Annotated in this window: 17 protein-coding genes; 12 read left to right on the top strand and 5 right to left on the bottom strand. The window is 52.3% G+C overall.

Annotated elements, in window-relative coordinates; translation table 11 throughout:
• Window positions 1–227: 227 nt before the first annotated feature.
• From LY264_RS12840 to LY264_RS12820, 5 genes are all read left to right on the top strand, one after another.
• Window positions 228–5,561, top strand: coding sequence for a peroxidase family protein (locus tag LY264_RS12840; RefSeq protein WP_071692398.1), 5,334 nt, complete (start codon window positions 228–230; stop codon window positions 5,559–5,561).
• Between the two features lie 10 nt (window positions 5,562–5,571).
• Window positions 5,572–7,311 carry a type I secretion system permease/ATPase gene (locus LY264_RS12835; RefSeq protein WP_048226501.1) on the top strand — a complete coding sequence of 580 codons (1,740 nt, stop codon included), beginning with the start codon at window positions 5,572–5,574 and terminating at the stop codon, window positions 7,309–7,311.
• Window positions 7,311–8,639 carry an HlyD family type I secretion periplasmic adaptor subunit gene (locus tag LY264_RS12830; protein ID WP_171845945.1) on the top strand — a complete coding sequence of 443 codons (1,329 nt, stop codon included), beginning with the start codon at window positions 7,311–7,313 and terminating at the stop codon, window positions 8,637–8,639. Before LY264_RS12835 ends, LY264_RS12830 begins: the two co-directional genes overlap by 1 nt.
• A gap of 134 nt (window positions 8,640–8,773) precedes the next feature.
• On the top strand, window positions 8,774–9,061 hold the full coding sequence (locus LY264_RS12825) for a VF530 family protein (RefSeq protein WP_048214196.1): 288 nt from the start codon (window positions 8,774–8,776) through the stop codon (window positions 9,059–9,061).
• 12 nt (window positions 9,062–9,073) lie between these two features.
• Window positions 9,074–10,441, top strand: coding sequence for a glycoside hydrolase family 10-like protein (locus LY264_RS12820; RefSeq protein WP_032943455.1), 1,368 nt, complete (start codon window positions 9,074–9,076; stop codon window positions 10,439–10,441).
• Between the two features lie 96 nt (window positions 10,442–10,537).
• Here LY264_RS12820 and LY264_RS12815 read toward each other — a convergent pair whose 3' ends face one another.
• The 4 genes from LY264_RS12815 to hdeB all read right to left on the bottom strand — a co-directional run bounded on the left by LY264_RS12815 (window position 10,538) and on the right by hdeB (window position 14,724).
• The gene (locus LY264_RS12815) at window positions 10,538–11,809 is read right to left on the bottom strand and encodes a type II toxin-antitoxin system HipA family toxin (RefSeq protein WP_048226499.1); all 1,272 of its coding nucleotides are present in this window, start codon (window positions 11,807–11,809) and stop codon (window positions 10,538–10,540) included.
• Complete coding sequence (locus LY264_RS12810) at window positions 11,802–12,116, bottom strand: helix-turn-helix domain-containing protein (RefSeq protein ID WP_048226497.1); 315 nt, start codon at window positions 12,114–12,116, stop codon at window positions 11,802–11,804. Before LY264_RS12810 ends, LY264_RS12815 begins: the two co-directional genes overlap by 8 nt.
• A 176-nt stretch (window positions 12,117–12,292) precedes the next feature.
• On the bottom strand, window positions 12,293–14,239 hold the full coding sequence (locus LY264_RS12805) for a methyl-accepting chemotaxis protein (RefSeq protein ID WP_048226495.1): 1,947 nt from the start codon (window positions 14,237–14,239) through the stop codon (window positions 12,293–12,295).
• Window positions 14,240–14,394: 155 nt separating this feature from the next.
• Window positions 14,395–14,724: an acid-activated periplasmic chaperone HdeB gene (hdeB, locus tag LY264_RS12800; protein ID WP_003019999.1), complete on the bottom strand. Its 330-nt coding sequence runs from the start codon at window positions 14,722–14,724 to the stop codon at window positions 14,395–14,397.
• Window positions 14,725–15,125: 401 nt separating this feature from the next.
• Between hdeB and LY264_RS12795 the strand changes: the two genes are divergently transcribed.
• Genes LY264_RS12795 through LY264_RS12765 form a run of 7 tightly spaced genes read left to right on the top strand, consistent with a single transcriptional unit; the run spans window position 15,126 to window position 22,043 of the window.
• A complete protein-coding gene (locus tag LY264_RS12795; RefSeq protein ID WP_048226494.1) occupies window positions 15,126–15,992 on the top strand; it encodes a MurR/RpiR family transcriptional regulator in 867 nt (288 codons plus the stop codon).
• Between the two features lie 14 nt (window positions 15,993–16,006).
• Window positions 16,007–16,594 (top strand): D-alanyl-D-alanine dipeptidase, encoded by a 588-nt coding sequence (gene ddpX, locus LY264_RS12790; protein ID WP_003832991.1) that lies wholly within the window; start codon window positions 16,007–16,009, stop codon window positions 16,592–16,594.
• Between the two features lie 15 nt (window positions 16,595–16,609).
• Window positions 16,610–18,172: an ABC transporter substrate-binding protein gene (locus LY264_RS12785; RefSeq protein ID WP_048226492.1), complete on the top strand. Its 1,563-nt coding sequence runs from the start codon at window positions 16,610–16,612 to the stop codon at window positions 18,170–18,172.
• A 44-nt stretch (window positions 18,173–18,216) separates the two neighbouring features.
• Window positions 18,217–19,239: an ABC transporter permease gene (locus LY264_RS12780; protein ID WP_008784784.1), complete on the top strand. Its 1,023-nt coding sequence runs from the start codon at window positions 18,217–18,219 to the stop codon at window positions 19,237–19,239.
• Window positions 19,236–20,132, top strand: a complete 897-nt coding sequence (gene ddpC, locus LY264_RS12775; RefSeq protein ID WP_048226490.1) for a D,D-dipeptide ABC transporter permease — start codon at window positions 19,236–19,238, stop codon at window positions 20,130–20,132. The genes LY264_RS12780 and ddpC overlap by 4 nt, the downstream gene beginning before the upstream one ends.
• Window positions 20,129–21,115 (top strand): ABC transporter ATP-binding protein, encoded by a 987-nt coding sequence (locus LY264_RS12770; RefSeq protein ID WP_048226489.1) that lies wholly within the window; start codon window positions 20,129–20,131, stop codon window positions 21,113–21,115. Before ddpC ends, LY264_RS12770 begins: the two co-directional genes overlap by 4 nt.
• On the top strand, window positions 21,108–22,043 hold the full coding sequence (locus LY264_RS12765) for an ABC transporter ATP-binding protein (protein WP_048226487.1): 936 nt from the start codon (window positions 21,108–21,110) through the stop codon (window positions 22,041–22,043). Before LY264_RS12770 ends, LY264_RS12765 begins: the two co-directional genes overlap by 8 nt.
• Window positions 22,044–22,062: 19 nt before the next feature.
• On the opposite strand, the gene LY264_RS12760 is transcribed toward LY264_RS12765, so the two are convergent.
• Complete coding sequence (locus LY264_RS12760; RefSeq protein WP_003020016.1) at window positions 22,063–22,953, bottom strand: LysR family transcriptional regulator; 891 nt, start codon at window positions 22,951–22,953, stop codon at window positions 22,063–22,065.
• Window positions 22,954–23,093: the final 140 nt, after the last annotated feature.

The raw sequence follows: 23,093 nt of genomic DNA, 5'->3' as shown, positions 1-23,093 counted from the left end.
TTAACCTCTAAAACCTAATGTATAAGTGAGGTGAATATCTTATTGTGCTAACTAATCCTCAGGAGAATAACGCTAATCTGGTCATGGATACATCATTTTTAAAATATGGACTTTTAATCATGCAATAACAATCAGGTATCTGATACGACTCATTCTTCTGTCATTTTTTGTAAGCGGAAGAAAAGAGTGATGATAGCTAATACAGGTAAAGATAGGGGTAATGACTTATGGCCTCACAATATGACTTTACTGTCACCCTGCACGATCTTGCTTTTATTCTTAAGCAGATCAAAATATCCGAAGCGGCAACTAACCCAGATGGTAGCGTTAATGCTGAATTGCTTAGAGAATTAGTTTCCAGCCCGCTATTACCTTATGGACTTCGCACGGTAGATGGTTCATGGAATAATCTTCTACCGGGTCAGGAGTTATATGGCTCTGCCGACCAGACAATGCCGAGATTAACCGCGTTAAACTGGCAAGATGCGGACCAAATGACCAGTTATATCCAAATTGGTGGCACCGTTATTGATGCCGACCCACGTATTATTAGTAACTTAATTTCCGATCAAACGGCATCTAACCCAGCCGCACTGGAGGTATTTAACGCGTTAAAAGATGCTCCCGGCGGGGGGACTATTACAGGAGACGGAGAAACGTTATCCATTCCTAACCAGTCTCCCGATATCGGTCTCTCCCCTGCTTTCAACGGCTGGATGACCTTCTTTGGCCAGTTTTTTGACCACGGTCTGGATTTGATTCCCAAAGGAGGCAACGGTATCGTTTTCATTCCGCTACAGCCGGATGACCCTTTATATGTTGAAGGGTCGTCGACAAACTTTATGCTATTAACCCGGGCAACGGTGGATGAAAACCGAGAGACAGTAAACCTGACTACCCCCTTCATCGACCAAAACCAAACCTACACCTCCCATCCTTCACATCAGATTTTCATCCGCGAATACGTCATTATTGATGGGAAACCTGAGCCTACCGGGAATTTATTAGGCGGTGCGAACGGTGGACTGGCGACCTGGGCCGACGTTAAAAACCAGGCTGAAACTCTGCTTGGCATTAAACTCACCGATCAGGATGTGTTTAATGTTCCCCTGCTGGCTACGGATCGCTATGGTAATTTGATTTTAAGTGAAAATGGAAAGGTACAGATTGTTACCACCGGGGGACTGGTTGAAGCCAACGGCGGTCTGTTGCCTGAGGGAACATTCCGCACCGGCCATGCGTTTCTTGATGATATTGCGCATACTGCCGCGCCAAAAGCGGGTCTGCTGGCAGATGATGACACTGCTATTGGGGGCGAAGGAGCGCAACCGGCAGGAACCTATGATAACGAACTGCTCGATCGTCACTTTATTACCGGTGACGGGCGTGGGAACGAAAATATAGGTTTAACCGCGGTGCACGCCGTTTTTCACAGCGAGCATAACCGTCTGGTTGAGCAATATAAAACAACACTGCTGGAAACCGGTGATATCGACCTCATTAATCAGTGGTTGATGCCCAATCATCAAATCACGGAATTACCTGCCGATACCAGTACGCTGGTATGGAACGGTGAGTACCTATTCCAGGCAGGTCGTTTCTCCACGGAAATGCAATATCAGCACCTCGTATTCGAGGAGTTTGCCCGTACCGTACAACCCGCCGTCGATCCGTTTGTTTTCTCCAACACGGCGGATATAAACCCGATGATCTTTGCCGAGTTTGCGCATGTGGTTTACCGTTTCGGGCATTCAATGCTGACAGAAACCGTGGCGCGCACCGACATTGATATGCAAAGCGGCGATATTGACCTGATTTCAGCATTCCTGAATCCGGTAGCATTTAATCAAATCAACGGGGCCACCGTCACGGACGATCAGGCTATTGGCGCAATTGTGCGTGGTATGACGCGTCAGGTGGGTAACGAAATTGATGAATTTATTACCGATGCTCTGCGTAATAATCTCATCGGCCTGCCCCTCGATTTAGGCGCGCTTAATATAGCCCGTGGCCGTGACACCGCAATGCCGACGCTGAACCAGGCCCGCGAGCAGTTTTTTGCATTAAGCGGTGACAGTCAACTGAAGCCTTATACCAGTTGGGCTGACTTCACTACCTACCTGAAAAATCCCTCTTCAATCATTAACTTTATGGCCGCCTATGGTCAGCATGAGCTGATCCTCAATGCCACCAGCCTTGAAGGTAAGCGTGCAGCGGTAAACTTCCTGTTGTTTGGTGATGCTAACAATGCCCCGCCTGCGGATGCGATGGATTTCTTTAACAGTACCGGAGCGTGGGCAACCAAAGAGACCGGCCTGAATATGGTCGATTTCTGGATTGGCGGGCTGGCAGAGCGCAAAAATGAATTTGGCGGCATGCTCGGCTCAACCTTCAACTTCGTCTTTGAAACACAAATGGAAATGCTTCAGGACGGCGATCGTTTCTACTATCTGAGCCGCGTTCAGGGGCTGAACTTACTCAATGAACTGGAGGCCAACTCGTTTTCCGCGCTGGTAATGCGTAACAGCGATCTTGGCGATGAGGGATCCTCCCACCTGCCCGCAAATCTGTTCCAGACACCGGACCATATTTTTGAAGTGAACCGCGTGCTGCAAACGGAAATCGACCCGAAATGGGGAAATCCACTGAAGGATCTGCTCTCGCCGTTGTTGGTGCGTCGTGACCCAGGTGCGGATGTTGACGGCGATAGTTTTGCCGATGGTGGGTATCTGAAATATACCGGCGATGGGCATGTGGTGCTTGGAGGGACGGCAGGCAATGATACGTTAATCGGCGGTAAAGGGATCGACAGTCTGTGGGGTGATGGCGGAGATGACCGACTGGACGGCGGCGACGAAGCAGACGTGGTCCATGGTGGTGACGGTGATGACATTATTACCGATACCGGTACGCCTGTAGGTGATGCGGACTTCCTGCACGGTGATGCCGGACATGACGTTATCTTCTCCGGTAACGGAAACGATCTGGTCTTTGGTGGCAGCGGTAGCGACTTCGTGGTGGTCGGCGAAGATGCACAGGAGGTCTTCTCGGGTCAGGATAACGACTTTGCGCTTGGCGGCTCGGGTGGTGATTTCCTGATGGGCAACGAAGGCGATGACTGGCTGGAAGGTGGCGACGGGTTTGACACGCTGGCGGGTGACAACTCTGAGTTGTTCTTCAACAGTACCATTATCGGTCACGATGTTCTTAACGGTCAGGGTAACGACACCGACTACGATGGCGAAGCCGGTGACGACATCATGGTTCAGGGCGCGGGGATCCAGCGCAATAATGGCATGGCCGGTTTCGACTGGGCTATCCATAAAGGCGACCCAAATGGCGCTAACTCTGACCTTGGGATCCCTATTTTTGTCAACCAGCAGGAGTTTATTCTACGCGACCGTTTTGATCTTGTTGAAGGGCTGTCGGGCTGGAAATACGACGATATCCTGACCGGGACAGAACAGCCGATAGGTACTGCGCCTGTTCAGGGCGTTCCCCTCTCTAACAACCTGACCCAGGAAGGTGCGGACCGGATCACCGGTTTACAGGCTATTCTCGGCGTAGAGCGTTCTACAAATCCGGACGCGGTGCTCCTGAACCCTGATGATGGTAGCGATATTTTACTCGGCGGTGGCGGTAGCGACCGCATTATGGGTAAAGCCGGTAACGATATCATTGATGGTGATGCGTGGCTCAACGTGCGTATTGCCGTTACGGGTATGGCGGGACTCACCAGCGCCGAAGGAATGGCCGAACTGAAATCGTACATGCTGGCCGGCACGCTGAAACCGAATCAGCTGTCGATTGTGCGAGAAATCCTGCATGAAGGTAACGGCACGGAAACTGACGTCGCGGTGTACCGTGATGTTAGCAGCAACTATGTCTTTACCCGTATGGCGGACGGTAGCCTGCGCGTCGATCACGCCACGCCGGATGCCGCGCTGAACCTGAATGATGGCATCGATCGTCTGTTGAACATCGAAAAACTGGAGTTTGGCGATGGGAAGCAGCTGTGGGTGACGGCGCAGCAAGCGACGGGCGATCTTACCATCAGCAATCCTAACCCTTCGGTGGGCGACCTGCTGCGCGTCAACGTGGCGAACTTGCTGGATGGTAACGGCCTGGCGGCGGATGTGGCCATTACCATGACCTGGCAGGCATTCGTCAACGGCCAATGGCGAGATCAGGCAACCGGCGTTGAGTTCAGAGTGCCAGGCGCTATTCAGGGCGCACCGCTGCGTGTGGTAGCCAGTTTTAACGACCGCATGGGTGACGCTGAAACCCTGGTGTCGGCACAAACTCAGGCGATCCTACCGCGAAATCAGGCCACGACTGGTGTGCCGGTAATTAACGACCTCACCCCAACTGAAAGCCTGACGCTGACCGCGGTGGTTTCAGGCATTGCTGACGCCGATGGTCTGAGCGGCGGTAATTTCACTTATCAATGGAGAATGAGTTCGCCAACCGGATTCGTCAACATTAACGGTGCGACTTCCGCCACCTATACGCCGGGTCAGGCTATGGTTGGCAGAACGTTGCAGGTGGTCGTTACCGTCGTCGACGATGAAGGCAACCCCCCTGTTGTCCTGACGTCGACCACCACCCAGCCCGTGGGCGATCTGATTGTGGGTACCAACGGGGCTAACACCCTCGTCGGTACTGCCTGGAGCGATATCCTACGCGGTGAAGGCGGTAATGACACCTTACTCGGCGGAGCAGGTGACGATCTGCTCATTGGCGGTGCGGGAAACGACAACCTCTCTGGTCAGGCGGGGCAAGATATTCTGCAAGGTGATGCCGGTAATGACACGCTTGATGGCGGGCTTGGTGCCGACAGTATGACCGGCGGCACGGGCGATGATACCTACATTGTTGATGATTTCGGTGATGTAGTTATCGAAGGTGTGAATGGCGGCACGGACGTTGTCCGAACCAACCTCAGCAGCTACGACCTCACCGATAACGTGGAAGAACTGGTATTTACCGGCAGCGGTAGTTTTATCGGTACCGGTAATGCCATTGCGAACACCATTACGGGAGGGACCGGTAACGACTATCTGTTCGGCATGGGCGGTAACGACCAGTTGTTTGGTGGTATCGGGAATGACTTCCTCGATGGCGGAGATGGCGCTGATAACCTGCAAGGCGGAGTTGGTAACGACGTCATGATTGGCGGTGCGGGCGCGGATACCCTCTCCGGCGGTAGCGGGGACGATATTCTCAATGGTCAGGAAGGTAACGACATTCTGGACGGTGGTGCCGGGAGCGATATCTTCGCTTTTGGCGCCAACTTTGGGCAGGACCGAATTACCGGTTTTGACAGTAACCCCAACGGCGGGCAGGACTTCCTTGATCTCGTCTTGTTAGGTATCAACGCGGGTAATTTTGCCAGCAGCGTGTCTATCAACGGAAACAATGGCAACACCATTGTGACTATCGGTACAGATACCATCACATTGGTGGGCGTCAATTCGACCACCGTGAATATTGGTGACTTTTATCTGGAAATGCCCACCACCCTTGCCAGCAACAATGGCAATAGTTCATTGATCGTATAAGGAGAAGACTATGTCGCGCCAGCATACGCCAACAGAACTGAATGATGCATTAAAAGGAACGAAACCCACTTTTCTGATGCTGCTGTTTTTTAGTTGTGTGATTAATATGCTTATGCTGGCGCCGGCAATTTATATGCTACAAGTATACGACCGCGTGCTGGTGAGTAAAAATACCACCACGCTGTTAATGTTGACCTTATTGATTGTCGGCTTGTACATCGTTATTGCCATGATTGAATCTGCCCGCGCGCAGGTTATGGTCAGGCTTGGCAACAGGCTTGATATAAAGCTAAGCCAGTTGGTCTTTAACGCAGCCTTTAAAAGAAAGATGGTTACCGGCGATAACAACCCGGCGCAATCTTTAGCCGAACTGGATCAGGTTCGTCAGTTTCTTTCCGGGAATAGTCTATTCGCCTTACTGGATATTCCCTGGACGCCAATATATCTGTTCATCGCCTTTTTGGTCCATCCCCTGCTGGGATACCTTTCTCTCGGCGGAATAACGTTATTATTTATTCTGACGCTGGTATCTGAAATCTCTACCAAACGCCCGATTCAGCAAGCGCACGCCTTAACCATTAACAATGCCAGCAAACTGAATAAACAGCTGCAAAACGCTGATGCCATTGAGGCGATGGGTATGCTCTCGACCCTGAAGTCCAACTGGCAGGAGCAACATAACAAAGTGCTGGCGCTACAAACGCAGATTGCTGACAAAACGGCCGGGTTGAGCAGCCTCAGCCGCTTTGTGCGGGTGTTGCTGCAATCTATTGCGCTGGGTGCCGGGGCTTTACTGGTGATCGGCGGCCATATTACTCCGGGCTTGATGATCGCCGCCTCGATCATTCTTGGCCGCGTCCTCAACCCGGTAGAACAAGTTATTGGCAGCTGGAAGCAGTTCGTGCAGTTTCGTAGCGCGTGGCATCAGCTCTCAACCTTGCTGAAGGAGTATCCGGCACCGAAAGAGGTACTGACCCTGCCGCGTCCGAACGGCAACATCAGCGTTGAAGGCGTTTTTGCTGCGGCTCCCGGTCAGTCTTCCCCACTATTGCGTAATATCTCATTCCAGTTGGAGCAAGGCGAAGTCCTGGGGATTATCGGTCCCTCTGCCTCAGGGAAGACATCGCTGGCCAAGGTTTTGGTTGGCGTCTGGAAGCCGTTATCAGGAAAGGTCAGATTAGACGGGGCGGATATTTGTCAGTGGGATAAAGCACTGCTGGGTCCGTCCATTGGCTATCTGCCGCAGGATGTGGAACTGTTTGACGGTACCATCGCGCAAAACATTGCCCGCTTCTCGCAGAATGACAGTGAGCTTATCGTCGCCGCCGCATTACTGGCAGGCGTTCATGAGATGATCCTGCGCTTGCCGCAAGGTTATGACACGCTGTTGGGCGCAGGCGGATACCAGCTCTCCGGCGGGCAGCGGCAGCGCATTGGACTGGCACGCGCCGTGTATAACAATCCTGCGTTCATCGTGCTTGATGAACCGAATGCTAATCTTGACGACGCGGGCGAATTTGCACTCGTTAAAGCCATCAATACCCTTCGTACACAGGGACAAACTACCGTCATTATCTCACACCGCCCGACGCTGCTCGGCGTGGTCAATAAGGTTTTGCTGCTTAACGATGGCGCCATACAGGAGTTTGGTACCCGCGATCAGGTTTTTGCCCATTTGCGTCAGGCCAACGTACTGAAACCGGTGGCTACGCCTTCTCCATCCACTACTGAACAGCAACGTGAGGCCTGATGATGAAAAAGAATCCCCACAATACGGCATCTGCTGGCGTAGATACCAATATCTGGTCGCCGATTATCCGGGGCGTGATCGTCATTGTGCTTGGTGTCGGTAGTTTTATCCTCTGGGCGGTGCAAGCTCCGTTAGATGCGGGCGTGGTCGCTGATGGTACTGTAACCGTATCGAGTAACCGCAAAACCATTCAGCATCTGAGCGGCGGTCGGGTAACGGATATCTTTATCAAAGAAGGCGACTTCGTGAAGAAAAATCAGGTTCTCGTCCGGTTGGATAAAATGCAGCTCGAAATGCGTTTTAGCGCGTTAAATGCCCAGTATATTTCTGCAAAAAGTATCGAAGATCGTCTGTTGGCAGAACGCGATGGCCTGGAAGCGATCCGCTTTAATACGACGCTGACGCAGCAATTCTCTGGCAATAAACGGCTGACAGAAGTCAGAAATCTGCAGGCCAAGCTTTTCGATACGCGTCGCAAAACGATTCAGGACGAACTGTCGATGATTGAGGAGACGCTCGATGGTCTGGTTGGGCAAACGGATAATCTCAATAAAATAAAAGGCTATCGCGACCACCAGTTTTCTCTGATTAACCGGGAGTTGGGGGCTATTCGCGCGTTGAGCGAAAAGAATTATTACCCCAAAGCGCAATTACTGGTGCTGGAGCGCGAGGCGGCTGAAATATCTGGCAGCGTTTCAGAAGATATTCTTAACATTGCCAAACTGAAATCGCAGCAAAACGAATTAAAAATTAAAGCCTACCAGGTGCGTCATCAATATTTACGTGAAGTTGAGTCTGAACTGACGGAAAACCAAAAAGAAGTGGCAATGCTGGAGGATGAACTGGTGTCCACCCGTCACGAGCTGGATAACACCGAGATCCGCTCACCGATTAACGGTATCGTGCTGGATGTTAAAGTCAGTACCGTGGGCGGTGTCATTCAACCCGGCGAACATCTTATGGATATTGTCGCCGCCGGACAACCGATGCAAATTGATGCCAAAATACCCGTGCATGCCATTGATAAACTGGTCCCCGGCTTAACCGTTGATGTGCTTTTCCCTGCCCTTAACCATGCCCTGTTGCCGTCGGTTCCGGCCAGGGTTCTGACTATCTCGGCGGACCGCTTAATTGATGAAGCCACTCAGCAGCCTTACTACCTTGCGGAAGTACAGGTTTCAGCAGAGGGCGCGCGTTTGCTGGGCGATTACAAAATTAAAGCGGGAATGCCTGCCAGCGTGACGATCAAGACCGGTGAGCGAACCCTGATGAGTTACCTGTTTAAACCGTTGATTGCCCGTCTGGAACTGGCTTTTAAAGAGTATTGAGCCATCCATTGCCGGTATGGCGTACGGCTTGTCGCGCCATACCGCTTTCTGCCGTTGCTGGCAGCTTTGCTTTCTTGTAACCTTCTTCCCGTCTCACTACTGACAAAATCTGGAACCACTGAACTGGACTTCATATGAATGCTCATATTTCTAAAGACCCTTTACATGGCGTAACGCTTGAAATGCAGGTCAATGCCCTGGTTGAACGTTATGGTTGGGGTGAACTGGCGCAACGCATTAATATCAACTGCTTTAAAAATGAACCGAGCGTTAAATCCAGTCTGAAGTTTCTGCGCCGTACGCCGTGGGCGCGGGCAGAAGTTGAAGCGCTGTACCTTGATTCGCTGCATGACCTGGCCTCAAACAACACCCCCGAACCGGCCTTCGATCCCTGGGCTAACAGCCGCAATAAAAAGAAATAAGAGCAAAATCAGATGGCAGCATCCGGTTTCTTTTCAGGAAATTATCAGAAAAAACTGGCGAAGATTCTCGCCCGTTCTCGTGCCAGACTACCGCTGACCAACATGAAATGGTTTGCTGTACTCGTAGGCAGTATGTTGTTACTGGGCAGCTGTTCTTCACAACCGCCCGGTCCCAAAACCACTCCGCTACCTCCGGTGAGCAAACCACAGCAGAGCAAGGAGCCAGTGCGCGGGATCTGGCTGGCGACAGTTTCACGTCTAGACTGGCCACCTATCTCATCCGTGAACATCAGTTCGCCTGCCGTACGCATCAGCCTGCAGCAAAAAGCGCTGACGGATAAGCTGGACAACCTGAAACGGCTTGGTATTAACACCGTTTTTTTCCAGGTTAAGCCCGATGGGACCGCATTGTGGAAGTCAAAGATTCTACCGTGGTCAGATACCCTGACCGGTACGATTGGCCAGGATCCGGGTTACGATCCGCTGCAGTTTATGCTCGATGAAGCGCATAAACGCGGAATGAAAGTTCATGCCTGGCTTAACCCCTACCGTGTTTCCGTGAACACCAAACCTTCGACGGTCACTGAATTAAACAGCACGCTGTCACAGACGCCGTCCAGCGTATACGTCCTGCATCGGGACTGGATCCGCACTGCGGGCGAGCGTTTTGTGTTAGACCCCGGTATTCCCGACGTGCGCGACTGGATCACCAGCATCGTGGCGGAAGTGGTTGAGAATTACCCGGTTGATGGCGTGCAGTTTGATGATTACTTCTATACCGAATCTCCCGGCTCTGCGCTCAACGACAGCCAGACCTTCAGAAGATACGGCCAGGGATTCGCTTCCAAGGCTGACTGGCGTCGCGATAACACGCAACGGCTGATTGCCCAGGTATCGCGGACCATCAAGAAACTCAAGCCTGAGGTTGAATTCGGCGTCAGTCCTGCGGGCGTGTGGCGCAACCGTTCGCACGATCCAGCGGGCTCCGACACGCGCGGCGCGGCAGCGTATGATGAGTCGTATGCAGACACCCGCCGTTGGGTGCAACTAGGTTTGCTGGATTACATTGCACCGCAACTCTACTGGCCTTTTGCCCGCGACGCAGCGCGTTACGATGTACTGGCAAAATGGTGGGCAGATGTCGTGAAATCAACCAACACCCGCCTCTACATTGGTGTAGCGCTGTATAAAGTTGGTGAACCATCGAGAAAAGAGCCAGACTGGACGGTAAAAGGCGGTGTGCCGGAACTGAAAAAGCAGCTCGATTTAAACGAATCCGAACCGTACATCAACGGCACGATCCTGTTTCGCGAAGATTATCTTAATCAACCTCAAACGCAGGAAGCCGTGACCTATATTCGTAATCGTTGGGGACGTTAATAGTTGTCCTCTGGTCAGTTTAGCGAGGAAATGTAGCGGGGAAACATTGCCCCGCTCAGCTTTAATTTTCCGGGAAGTGTTGCGGCCGTATCTGCGTCACCGGGACATTAGCCGGCGGACATTATCATTAATTTGTTTCTGTATCGTATTCAGCGTAGATAGCGTTATCTGATCGGGGTATTTGTCCCTGGCGATAGCGCTCAATGCCGTGGCAAAGTGACAGACTTTTTCGATTATGCCGTTCACATGGTCAGCAGATAACTCAGCTTCCTGAACGCCAAGCGACTGAAGGTGCTTTCTTTCGATATCCAGCGCCTCTCCCAGCACGTCCATTTGGTGATACCCGCCAGGCCCTTCGCACCAGGTGACATCGTAAGCCGGAGCCAGAGCCCAGTTTCCATCGGCTGACATTAAATAGGCAAAATTCTTCGGATGATCGTCGCGATTGTTAAAAGCCACGTTGAAAACCACACGTTCAAACGCTTTTGCCTTTTCTCTGACATCATTGGTACAAATCTGCGTGGCGCGCAGAAAATCCCGGTAGTCTAAAGCGCCGGGTATCTGGTAATTTGCCCCGGTAAGTGCAGCCAGGCTCTGCATAGGAATTCGTGTCGACTGGTCACGGTCGAAACGGCGAGTGGCAAATGCCGCCTGTCCGCCGGGCAGATTGAAATACGCCGTATCAGGCGTGGTTATCCCACATTGGCGCAAGCATTCAGCATAAACCGCTTCGATGGCACATACCTCAGCATGCTCATGCCTGGCGGGAAATTTAATCAGCCAACTTTCGCTCCCGGGTAGCGGCACCGTGGTGAATTTTGACGTGACAGTGTCACGATAAAGTAGCGCCTTAGGCCTTGCTCCCTGTGGCGAACCGCCCATCTGGAGCAGTTTTTGCAAAAATTCCCCGCCTTCGCCGCTCAGGACTTCCTGAACCTCAGCGGCCAGTTGTTCGAGAGGAACATCCTCTTTTGACAGCATCTCGACATCTGACTGAACGGGCTGGAATGTCATGGCGCCCATCGCGTTGTTGCCGACCCAGGTTAAACGCTCTAATGGACCTATGCGTGCTGCGTTGAGTCCGCGGCGTTTAAATAGTCGGTCCATCAACAGCATGCCCCAGCCGTCAGGTAGCGAATCATAAACCGGTCCGGGTAATCCCAACTGATGAGCCGGGAAATCCCTGCGCAAACGGGGACCGTTCAGCGGTAACCTCAGACGGGACAGCTCCAGGCCCCTACGTAAGGCGTCTTCACTGTATTCAAAGGCGATCAACGGACGTCCGGTCAGGGCTGTGGAAGACACCAGTTTGCCCCACAGCCATTTCTCACCCCAGCCTTCATAGAAGACATCAACTTGCTCAGGCATCAGAATTTTTCCTTTTGATCCGCTGACGTGCCGCGCTCTTTTCGTAACGCAAAATATCATCGAGACTATCAATCCTGGGTTTGAATAACCCCTCCAGTGCATCGCCATAGCCTAACACCATTGCGACTTTGACCAGATTCTCAAATCCTACATTCTTACCTGTTTCCAGATTTGAAACGGTATTCACACCGACACCTGAACGCGCGGCAACATCAGCTTGCGTCATTTGCCGCGCGAGTCGTTCTTTACGCAATCTGTCGCAAAGCAGTTTGACGATATCAGCTGCAGTATTTAGCGTTAAATCCATAATATTGGCTCTTATTGGGATAAAAACGACTTTACACACAATATTATAGAGTTAAGTGGGGAATGATTCAAAGTCTTATAAGACACAATAAAAAGGAGTTAAACCGGAAAATCTTGCTTAAGGACCATTATACTGGAGTTATCCGGGCACATTGTATGTACCCGGATATGGTGTGGTTATCCGGCAACAGAAGGCTCAGGTAATCTGAAGGAAGAGACCAGCAACGCCAGTTGTTCCGCCTCCTCTTTCAGCGCCTGCGTCCGTGCTGCGGCATCATCAATTAATGAGGCGTTTTGCTGAACGGTGCTGTCCATTTCGGTAACGGCCAGCGTAACTTCGGAAACGCCCTTACGTTGTTCTTCACCCGCAACGCGTATTTCCCCCATCAACTGGCGCACCTGACGCACATTGTTGACCAGTTCTCCCAGACGCTCACCGGCATTGTGAATTTGCTGACTTCCGCTACCAACATGAGAAACGGATTCATCAATCAACGTTTTAATTTCCTGGGCGGCGGTGGCACTGCGCTGAGCCAGCGTGCGCACTTCGGAGGCCACGACGGCAAACCCTCTGCCTGCATCGCCCGCTCTGGCGGCTTCAACCGCGGCATTCAGGGCGAGAATATTGGTCTGGAACGCAATGCTGTCGATGACCGCGACAATTTCCACCATTCTGCCGGATGAGGCGCTGACGTTATCCATTGTTGAGATCACGCCCTGCATCACATCGCCGCAGCGGTTGGCCGTTTGCGCGGTGCTATCGGATAGCTCATCCGCCAGTTGTGTATTACTGGCGTTTTGATGAACGGTCGCATTTAACTGTTCCATAGCCGCCGAACTCTCTTCCAGCGCAGCGGCCTGCTGCGTTACGCGAGATGAAAGCTCCATATTACTGTCAGCCAGGCTAACGGCGTTATTCGCTACCACTGTGCTACTGCTTCTGACGGTGATCAGGATGGCCGAGATTTTATCGACGAACAGATTAAACGCCTCGGCGATAGCCGAAATCTCGTCTTTGCCACGAACATCCAGACGACGGGTAAGATCGCCTTCTCCCTGCGCGATGTCATCAAGTGCCTGACGGGTATCATCAAGACGTGAAATCAGTCGACGAACCACCAGCCATGATCCCACCAGCAACAGCGTCATGATAGGGATCAATACTTCCAGAACGTCCTGCATCATCACTTTGGCAAGACCGACAATACGAGATTCCGGGGTTGCAAGTCCTACGACCCAGCCGGTATCTGGCATCGGGAACAGCATTACCTGTGACGCTGTATTCAGGATGTTGTCGTTTGCCAGCGTGATAGTCTTCACCCCATCTGTCGGGCGCAAAGATTTCAGACCGTTTTGCACCGGGATAAGCCACTGCGCGCTTTGCGCCAGATCGTTAATAGTTTTATGTTTGGCCAGGTCGGCCTGCGGGAAATAGAGAATTTGTCCCTGCTTGTCTACCACAAACGCGTAACCGCCGGTGCTGTTGCCCTGCTGCTGCATGAAAGTGGCGACGTTATCCAGACGGATATCGGTGGTAGCGACACCGGCAAACTTGCCCGCCTGTTGATAAGGCACGCTGCATGTCACCATGTTGACGCCTGAACTGGCATCCTGGTAAACGTCAGACCATAAACAGCTGTTTTGTGAATGGCCTTTGGCCAGTTGATACCAGCTTTCATTGTGGTATCCACTCGATCCTTCGACGTTATAATCATTGGAATACACCAGCTTTCCTTCAGCATTACGCGCCCAGAAAAAGCTTCTTTTCTCCACACCTGCGGTGAAGGCGTCTGGTTCTGGCCAGATGCCGCCGCCGGTAATAATCGAGTCTTTACCCTCACCAATCAGATGCGGAACAACGCTTTGGTACAGAGATTCATCGTTAGGCAACACTTCAGCCAGTCGCGACAGGCTGACGGTCTCACCTTCAATTCGGGACAATACGGTACTCAACTGACGGGTTAAACCTTGCCCTGTTTCTTCGATCAGGGCGGTGTTGATTTCAACGACGCGCGGCTGACCGCGCCAGAGCATAATCACCACGATAACAAGGGTCGTTACTGCAAGCAGCAGAATGCCGCCGATGGTTAAACGCGTTGAAATACGAGTAGGATACCAGGCCATACAAACTCCTTCTGCAAAAGGCTAACTTTTATCCAGTATCGGCACAGGCGTTTATATCTTTATAAAGTTTTCTTAAGTATTGCAAAACAAATAAGTGACAGCGTCACAAATAACAAAACCCAGCACTTTGGCTGGGTTTTAATAACGTCTTAATCTTATTTAGATAATTCTTTTTTGATTTCGTCTTTTATTTTACTTAATTCACTCTGCGGATGCTTCTTACAAAGTTCGACGGTCAGAGGAACTGCGGTCGTAACGGTTTCGTTATAGTCGACGTAGTCACCACCTTTGAAGTCTTCGTCTTCATTGAGCACCCAGAAGGCCACCGGAGCCATAGTTTGTGGGTTCAAATCAATAAACTCCTGGCAGTTCATGCCTTTTGGAGTCACTTCAGTTTTAGCGTTATCTGTTGCTGCATTGACGCTGACACTGGTTAACAGCGCTGCGACCAGAATACCTGCTGTAGAAAGGGAGAATTTATTCATTGTAGTACTCCATTTATAATATAAATAATATCTACACTTGCGCTTAACACCGTTAATGTAGCTCGCGAAAAATAATACCCCTACCATCATAAGAATAAAGATTGGGGTTATTGATATGGCTGAAATTTATATTTCCCATTACTGATTCTTATGTCTGAGGGATAAATGTTGCCCACAATGTGATCGTTCCGACGAAATCAGCAGATTCATACCCTGCTTCCTCTGCCGTTGCACCAAAACTGAACTACGCTGCACAAATGTTGATCATTGGTTAATGAGTATCGGTTTATTTTTAACAAAAACAGCCGACGTGCCGCTGTTACGCACATGGCACGCGTCCTGCATTGTTAATTCGCTAACAGAAATACGGTATCTGACAGGCAACTAACAGCGAGAAGGTAATGACAGCCAAACCAGAGTTATTTACCCGCATAGAGCAAACCTTTAGCCAGCTGACGCCCAGCGAAAAGCGCGTGGCCGGGTGGCTGTTAGCCCATGCTGTGCAGATCCCATTTGAAACCGCGGATGGCATCGCCAAAGCAACCGGAACCAGTGGCATTACCGTCGGACGTTATCTGCGTAAACTGGGCTTTCGTAACCTGGAGGATGCCAAAGCCAGTCTGCGTGAGCTTCCCGTTGTTCCGTATCAGCCCTGGGGAATGAATGAACGACTGGACTCCTGGCACCAGCAACAAAGCCTGCCGGATCGGGCACAGCAGTCGCTGTTGCTGGAGATCGACGCTATTACCCACGTCTACCAGCTCGCACAAGGCGAAACGTTTTTACGCATTGCACAGCAGTTGGCGCATGCGGAAGCCGTATACATCCTCGGGATCCAGTCCACCCGCGGGATCGCCAACGCCTTTTTTAGTCACCTGGAATACCTGCGACCTAAAGTCAGCTACTCCGAAGGCCTGTCCGGCAGTTGGGTTGAGTCGCTGAACTCGGGATTCAGCCAGCCTTACGTGGTTATTACCGATATGCGCGCCTACTCCGCTATTTCGCGACAATATTGCCGTGTCGCCACAGAGCGCTGCATTCCGCTGGCGCTCATTACCGATGTGTGGTGCCCATGGGCCAGGGATTATTCCATTGATTTACTTCAGGTAAAAACTGACACCGGGCATTTCTGGGACTCACTGGCACCGGTGAGCTGTCTGTTCAACTTATTACTTTCTGCGGTGGTGGCGCAACTGGGTGACACCCTCGCAGGACGCCTGCAAACCAATCGCCAGTTACAACAACAATTTGGTCAATTCGAACAATAAACAGGAAACGTGCTATGTCAGAACTCCCAGAACTGGTCGATCTGTCGGTGATATTTCCGTCGCTGCATATCGATCTTAAATACGCTACTGCCGACAACATTACCGGCGCACCAATCTACCGGGAAGCGCGTTGTCTGTTGCACACTGAGGCGGTTACCGCGCTGGCTAAAAGCATCAGTATTGCGCAACTGGCCGGCCTGCAGCTTGTGGTGTACGACGCGTATCGCCCCCAGCAGGCGCAGGCGATACTGTGGAATGCCTGTCCCGACCCACAGTATGTTGTCGATGTCGCGATTGGTTCCAATCACAGTCGGGGTACGGCCATTGACGTCACGTTGATGGACGATCGCGGCCATCTCCTTGATATGGGGGCCGGTTTTGATGAAATGCACGACCGTTCCCATGCATGGCATCCGTCTGTTCCTCCGGCAGCGCAGCGTAACCGCCTGCTGCTCAATGCCATTATGTTTGGCGGTGGTTTTGTCGGTATCAACAGCGAGTGGTGGCATTTTGAATTACCTGATGCCGCCCGTTACCCGCTGCTTGACGATCAAATAGATTGTTACACTGTCACGCCAATAACAACACAACATCCCCTTTAATTCTGGAGCCTGGTTATGAAGACTACACCTGCGTTAAACGCGTTTTTCCGCCCCGCTCTGATAGCCGTTGCGTTAGCATTTGCCCTGCCCGCCTCACAGGCTGCCGTTCCCAAAGATATGTTGGTGATTGGTAAAGCCGCCGATCCGCAGACGCTCGACCCCGCCGTGACCATCGATAACAATGACTGGACGGTCACCTATCCTTCCTACCAGCGGTTGGTTCAATACAAAACCGACGGAGGTAAAGGCTCCACGGAAGTTGAAGGTGATTTAGCCAGCGGCTGGAAAGCCTCTGACGATCAGAAAGAGTGGACGTTTACCCTGAAAAACGATGCCAAATTCGCCGACGGAACGCCGGTAACGGCAGATGCGGTAAAGCAATCCTTTGAACGTTTGCTCAAGATTGGTCAGGGACCTGCGGAGGCTTTCCCAAAAGATCTGAAGGTCGACGTCATTGATAACAACACGGTGAAATTTACCCTCAGCCAGCCGTTTGCCCCGTTTCTGTATACGCTGGCAAATGACGGTGCCTCAATCATTAACCCGGCCATCTTAAAAGAGCATGCCGCAGACGATGCCCGCGGATTCCTGGCGCAGAACACGGCTGGCTCTGGTCCCTTCATGCTGAAGAGCTGGCAAAAGGGACAACAACTGGTGCTGGTGCCTAACCCGCATTATCCCGGTACAAAACCGACATTTAAGCGTGTCTCAGTCAAAATCATTGGTGAAAGCGCCTCCCGTCGCCTGCAATTGTCGCGTGGCGATATCGACATTGCCGATGCGCTGCCTGTTGACCAGCTTGCCGCTTTGAAACAGGAAGGCAAAGTGAACGTGGCGGATTATCCCTCGCTGCGCGTGACCTATCTGTATCTCAACAACAGTAAAGCCCCGCTCAATCAGGTGGATTTACGCCGTGCCATCTCGTGGGCCACTGATTATAAAGGCATGGTTAACGGGATCCTGAGCGGCAATGGAAAGCAAATGCGTGGCCCGATCCCTGAAGGCATGTGGGGTTTTGACGATAAGGCCATGCAGTACAGCTTCGATGAAGCCAAAGCCAAAGCCGCGTGGGACAAAGTTGCTAGCAAACCTGAAAGCCTGAGCTTCCTGTACTCTGATAATGACCCTAACTGGGAACCTATCGCGCTCGCCACCCAGGCAAGCCTTGGCAAACTGGGTATTAAGGTGAAACTGGAAAAACTGGCAAACGCCACCATGCGCGACCGCGTGGGCAAAGGCGATTACGACATTGCCATTGGCAACTGGAGTCCGGATTTTGCCGACCCGTACATGTTTATGAACTACTGGTTTGAGTCAGATAAGAAGGGTTTGCCCGGTAACCGTTCGTTCTATGAAAACGGTGAGGTCGATAAGCTGCTGCGCAGCGCGCTGGCCACAACCGATCAGGTGGCCAGAACCAATGACTACCAGCAGGCTCAAACCATCGTGATTGATGAAGCAGCCTACGTCTATTTATTCCAGAAAAACTATCAGCTGGCGATGAATAAAGACGTCAAAGGATTTGTATTCAACCCCATGCTGGAACAGGTCTTCAATATCTCCACCATGAGTAAATAAGCCACGTTTATGCGGAGCCGCTCTGGCTCCGCAAGGGGAAGCTAATGACGTTCTGGAGTATTTTACGCCAGCGATGCTGGGGACTTATTCTGGTGGTTATCGGTGTTTGCGTAATCACCTTTATTATTTCACACCTGATACCTGGCGACCCCGCGCGGCTGCTGGCGGGTGACCGTGCCAGCGATGAAATTGTCGAAAATATTCGCCAACAGCTGGGGCTGAATCAACCGCTGTATGTCCAGTTTTTTCGCTATGTCAGCGATATTTTTCACGGCGATTTAGGCATATCCATTCGCACCGGACGTCCGGTACTGGATGAGCTGCGCATTTTCTTCCCCGCGACCCTTGAATTGGCTTTCTGCTCTTTGTTGCTGGCGCTGGTGATAGGTATCCCGCTGGGTATTTTGTCTGCGGTCTGGCGTAACCGCTGGCTTGATCACCTTGTTCGTCTAATGGCAATTACCGGTATCTCCACGCCTGCATTCTGGCTGGGGCTGGGGGTTATCGTGCTGTTTTACGGTCATCTGCAAATTTTACCCGGCGGTGGGCGTTTAGACGACTGGCTGGATCCACCAGCTCACGTCACCGGTTTCTACCTGATTGATGCTCTGCTGGAAGGCAACGGCGAAGTCTTTTTCAATGCGCTTCAGCACCTGATTTTGCCATCGCTGACATTGGCTTTTGTACATCTTGGGATCGTTGCCCGTCAGATTCGTTCCGCCATGCTGGAGCAACTGAGTGAAGATTACATACGTACCGCCCGCGCCAGCGGGCTCCCGGGCTGGTACATCGTGCTGTGCTATGCATTGCCTAACGCACTTATCCCATCAATCACCGTCCTGGGCCTGGCGCTGGGCGATCTGCTATACGGTGCGGTATTGACCGAAACGGTCTTTGCCTGGCCTGGCATGGGCGCCTGGGTGGTGACCTCAATTCAGGCACTCGACTTCCCAGCGGTAATGGGATTTGCGGTGGTGGTCTCGTTCGCCTATGTGCTGGTCAACCTGGTGGTGGATTTACTTTATCTGTGGGTAGACCCTCGAATTGGACGTGGAGGTGCTGAATGATGCTCACACAAGAAACACCGACCACCCCTCAGACAGCACGTCGCCGCACGGACTGGGCCAAACTGTTCTGGATGATGAAAAGTAGCCCGCTGACTCTGGTTGGCGGGGTCATCATCGTATTGATACTGCTGCTGATGGTGCTGTCGCCGTGGATAACACCCCACGATCCGAATGCCATCAATTTGAGTGCGCGCCTGCTGCCCCCGTCAGCCGCTCACTGGTTTGGAACCGATGAAGTCGGTCGCGATCTGTTCAGCCGCGTTCTGGTAGGAAGTCAGCAATCTGTCGTTGCGGGTCTGGTGGTAGTGGGTATCGCCGGGGGATTGGGCTCACTGCTGGGTTGCTTGTCGGGTGTCATGGGTGGGCGTGCCGACGCGATAATTATGCGGATGATGGACATTATGCTGTCCATTCCTTCGCTGGTGTTGACGATGGCGTTAGCCGCCGCGCTGGGCCCCAGCCTGTTTAACGCCATGCTGGCGATTGCAATCGTCCGTATCCCTTTCTATGTACGCCTCGCCCGTGGTCAGACGTTAGTGGTACGCCAGTTTACTTTTGTACAGGCTGCCCGGACCTACGGCGCTTCACGCTGGCATCTGATTAGCTGGCACATTTTACGCAATTCTCTGCCGCCGCTCATTGTGCAGGCATCACTGGATATCGGCAGCGCGATCCTGATGGCCGCCACGCTCGGGTTTATCGGTCTGGGCGCCCAGCAGCCCAGCGCTGAATGGGGGGCGATGGTCGCAATTGGCCGCAATTACGTGCTTGATCAGTGGTGGTATTGTGCTTTTCCCGGCGCCGCCATTCTGATTACCGCCGTGGGCTTTAATCTCTTTGGCGATGGTATTCGCGATCTGCTGGATCCGAAAGCCGGAGGAAAACAGTCATGACACAACCCGTACTGGAAATCGAAGATTTGCATCTGAGTTTCCCCGGCTATCAAGCTGACGTGCATGCGCTGAACCATGTATCGCTGCATATCAACCGCGGAGAAATCGTTGGCGTGGTGGGTGAATCCGGTTCCGGTAAGTCCGTGACCGCCATGCTCACCATGCGTCTGCTACCGGAGGGAAGCTATCGTATTCACCAGGGACGCGTTTCGCTGCTGGGTGAAGATGTGCTCAACGCCAGTGAGAAACAAATGCGCCAATGGCGCGGCGCACGCGTCGCGATGATCTTTCAGGAGCCCATGACGGCACTTAATCCGACCCGGCGTATTGGCCAGCAAATGGTGGAGGTAATCCGCCATCATCAGGCGTTAAGCCGCACGGATGCCCGCCAGAAAGCCGTCGCTCTACTCGAAGAGATGCAAATCCCGGATGCGCCGGAGGTCATGAAACGTTTTCCGTTTGAGCTTTCGGGCGGGATGCGCCAACGCGTGATGATTGCGCTGGCCTTTTCGTGCGAGCCGGAGCTTATCATTGCCGATGAACCGACCACCGCACTGGACGTCACGGTGCAACTGCAGGTGCTGCGTTTGCTGAAGTTAAAAGCGCGCGCCAGTGGAACAGCCGTGTTATTTATCAGCCATGATATGGCGGTGGTTTCACAGTTATGCGACCGGTTGTATGTCATGTATGCCGGGAGTGTGATTGAGAGTGGCCCGACGCAAACCGTTATTCAACGCCCGACTCACCCCTATTCCATCGGCTTGCTGAAATGTGCACCGGAACACGGCGAACCGCGCGCATTGCTGCCCGCCATTCCCGGCACCGTGCCGAACCTAACCTGCTTACCTGCCGGATGCGCGTTTCGCGACCGCTGCTTTGCCGCTGGTCCTCGTTGTGAAGAAACGCCGGCGTTAAGTAGTCAGGGAGGTGCAGATCAACAATCTGCCTGCTGGTATCCGCAACTGGAGACAACACATGTCTGATTTTTTACTGGCGCTGCAGGATGTTCATGTCAACTTTCCTGCGCGTAAAAACTGGCTTGGCAAGGTTACGGAACGGGTGCATGCGCTCAACGGTCTGGATTTACAGATTCGCCAGGGTGAAACGCTGGGGATTGTTGGCGAATCCGGCTGTGGAAAAAGTACGCTGGCGCAACTGTTGATGGGCATGTTGAAACCCAGTCAGGGAAGCTATTCTCGCCGTGGTGATAAGCAGCATAACGGTATGCAAATGGTCTTTCAGGACCCTCTTTCATCACTGGATCCGCGCTTACCGGTGTGGCGGATAATTACCGAACCGGTGTGGATCCAAAAACGGAGCCCGGAGCGTGAACGACGCATTCTTGCCGAGGATTTGGCACGACAGGTGGGGATTCGTCCTGAATATCTCGACCGCTTGCCGCACGCGTTTTCCGGTGGACAGCGCCAACGTATTGCTATTGCCCGGGCGCTATCGTCAGAGCCGGATGTTATCGTCCTCGATGAGCCCACTTCAGCGCTGGATATCTCCGTGCAGGCGCAAATCCTCAACCTGCTGGTGTCGCTACAGGCGCGCAGAAACCTGACCTACGTATTGATATCGCATAACGTGTCGGTGGTCCGCCATATGAGCGACCGTGTGGCGGTGATGTACCTCGGGCAAATTGTTGAGCTGGGTGATGCCCAACAGGTTCTCACTCATCCCGCCCATCCGTACACACGATTATTACTGGACTCGGTCCCTAAAACGGGCGCACCGCTGGCGGAAGATTTGGTGTTACGTAAAACCGAGCTACCGGGAAACCGAACGTTGCCCCAGGGCTGCTTTTTCCGTGACAGATGTCCATTGGCAACCCAAGGTTGTGAGAAGAAACAGGCATTGCTGAAGAGTGATACCGGATGTGACGTTCGCTGCTGGCGGGCGGTTACATGACCTGAGCCGTTGAGAAAAGTCAGGTGCGATACGCCTTTTTCAGTGAATCCACCAGCACCTCGGAAGCGGTAGATAATTTATGATGCGCCGAACGCAAAACCCCGATCCGACGCTGGATCACCGGCGTATCCAGATCGATACAGGTTGCGCCTAACTCTGTCATTTGCGTGCGGCATAGTGCAGGTACGGCGCTACCGCCCAGACCGTTAGCCACCAGACGGCCAACGGTCACCAGTTGATGGCTCTCCAGTGCTACTTCCAGCGTATGTCCGCTTTGCACCAGTTGTTCTTCCAGCATCAGCCGCACGGCGGACGGGCGTTGCAGGGTGATAAAATCCAGCGTCAGCAGTTCGCGCCACGCAATACGATCCCTGTCTGCCAGCCGACAGGTTGGCGGCACAATTGCGATAAAACGATCCACGCCGAGCGGCGTGAAATGCAGATGTCCCGAATAGTCCGGCTCGAAGGCTATGCCCATCTCGACCCGGCCTTCACTGACCATTTCAATCACGTGTTCATTGATCACATCGTGAACCGTTACGTTGATACCGGAATAAGAATCACGAAATGTTTTCAGTACCGATGGCAGGACGTTAGCGGCAAATGAGGGCATGGCGGCGATCGATATTTTACCGCGCTGCAGCGTAAAGCGCTGGCGCATGGCTTCTTCCGTATTCTCCCAGTCCGCCAGCAGCTGTCGCCCCATATTCAGCAGCGTTTCTCCCTCCTGCGTCAGGGTCACTTTGCGAGTTGTTCTTAACAGTAACGCCCCGCCCAGCGAATCTTCCAGTCCTTTAATCGCCAGGCTTAACGCGGGTTGCGACATATTCAGTCTTTCGCTGGCATGAGCAAAATTCAGAGTGTGAGCTACCGCTAAAAACGCGCGTAACTGTTTGATGCTCATTCCCATTTCGCATTCCTTTAACTTGTTGAATACCTTTAATTAACATTAAATTGATAAAAAAACCCAATGAGTGAGTCACAAATTTAAAATTAACAAATCATTTTTCACCCCCAATGATGTCGGCAAGGACAACTGGGGAGGCAAGT

Source organism: Citrobacter portucalensis (genome assembly GCF_023374935.1).
Classification (GTDB): Bacteria; Pseudomonadota; Gammaproteobacteria; order Enterobacterales; family Enterobacteriaceae; genus Citrobacter; species Citrobacter portucalensis.
Note: the sequence above shows the minus strand (reverse complement) of the source record. Positions and strands in the feature narration are given on the sequence as shown.

What these genes read in the sequence shown, in the direction of transcription:
- LY264_RS12780 (WP_008784784.1), top strand. Translation starts at nt 18,217, where the DNA reads ATGACGTTCTGGAGTATTTTACGCCAGCGATGCTGGGGACTTATTCTG.
- ddpC (WP_048226490.1), top strand. Translation starts at nt 19,236, where the DNA reads ATGATGCTCACACAAGAAACACCGACCACCCCTCAGACAGCACGTCGC.
- LY264_RS12815 (WP_048226499.1), bottom strand. Translation starts at nt 11,809, where the DNA reads ATGCCTGAGCAAGTTGATGTCTTCTATGAAGGCTGGGGTGAGAAATGG.
- ddpX (WP_003832991.1), top strand. Translation starts at nt 16,007, where the DNA reads ATGTCAGAACTCCCAGAACTGGTCGATCTGTCGGTGATATTTCCGTCG.
- LY264_RS12830 (WP_171845945.1), top strand. Translation starts at nt 7,311, where the DNA reads ATGATGAAAAAGAATCCCCACAATACGGCATCTGCTGGCGTAGATACC.
- hdeB (WP_003019999.1), bottom strand. Translation starts at nt 14,724, where the DNA reads ATGAATAAATTCTCCCTTTCTACAGCAGGTATTCTGGTCGCAGCGCTG.
- LY264_RS12820 (WP_032943455.1), top strand. Translation starts at nt 9,074, where the DNA reads ATGGCAGCATCCGGTTTCTTTTCAGGAAATTATCAGAAAAAACTGGCG.
- LY264_RS12785 (WP_048226492.1), top strand. Translation starts at nt 16,610, where the DNA reads ATGAAGACTACACCTGCGTTAAACGCGTTTTTCCGCCCCGCTCTGATA.
- LY264_RS12810 (WP_048226497.1), bottom strand. Translation starts at nt 12,116, where the DNA reads ATGGATTTAACGCTAAATACTGCAGCTGATATCGTCAAACTGCTTTGC.
- LY264_RS12805 (WP_048226495.1), bottom strand. Translation starts at nt 14,239, where the DNA reads ATGGCCTGGTATCCTACTCGTATTTCAACGCGTTTAACCATCGGCGGC.
- LY264_RS12770 (WP_048226489.1), top strand. Translation starts at nt 20,129, where the DNA reads ATGACACAACCCGTACTGGAAATCGAAGATTTGCATCTGAGTTTCCCC.
- LY264_RS12835 (WP_048226501.1), top strand. Translation starts at nt 5,572, where the DNA reads ATGTCGCGCCAGCATACGCCAACAGAACTGAATGATGCATTAAAAGGA.
- LY264_RS12765 (WP_048226487.1), top strand. Translation starts at nt 21,108, where the DNA reads ATGTCTGATTTTTTACTGGCGCTGCAGGATGTTCATGTCAACTTTCCT.
- LY264_RS12840 (WP_071692398.1), top strand. Translation starts at nt 228, where the DNA reads ATGGCCTCACAATATGACTTTACTGTCACCCTGCACGATCTTGCTTTT.
- LY264_RS12760 (WP_003020016.1), bottom strand. Translation starts at nt 22,953, where the DNA reads ATGGGAATGAGCATCAAACAGTTACGCGCGTTTTTAGCGGTAGCTCAC.
- LY264_RS12825 (WP_048214196.1), top strand. Translation starts at nt 8,774, where the DNA reads ATGAATGCTCATATTTCTAAAGACCCTTTACATGGCGTAACGCTTGAA.
- LY264_RS12795 (WP_048226494.1), top strand. Translation starts at nt 15,126, where the DNA reads ATGACAGCCAAACCAGAGTTATTTACCCGCATAGAGCAAACCTTTAGC.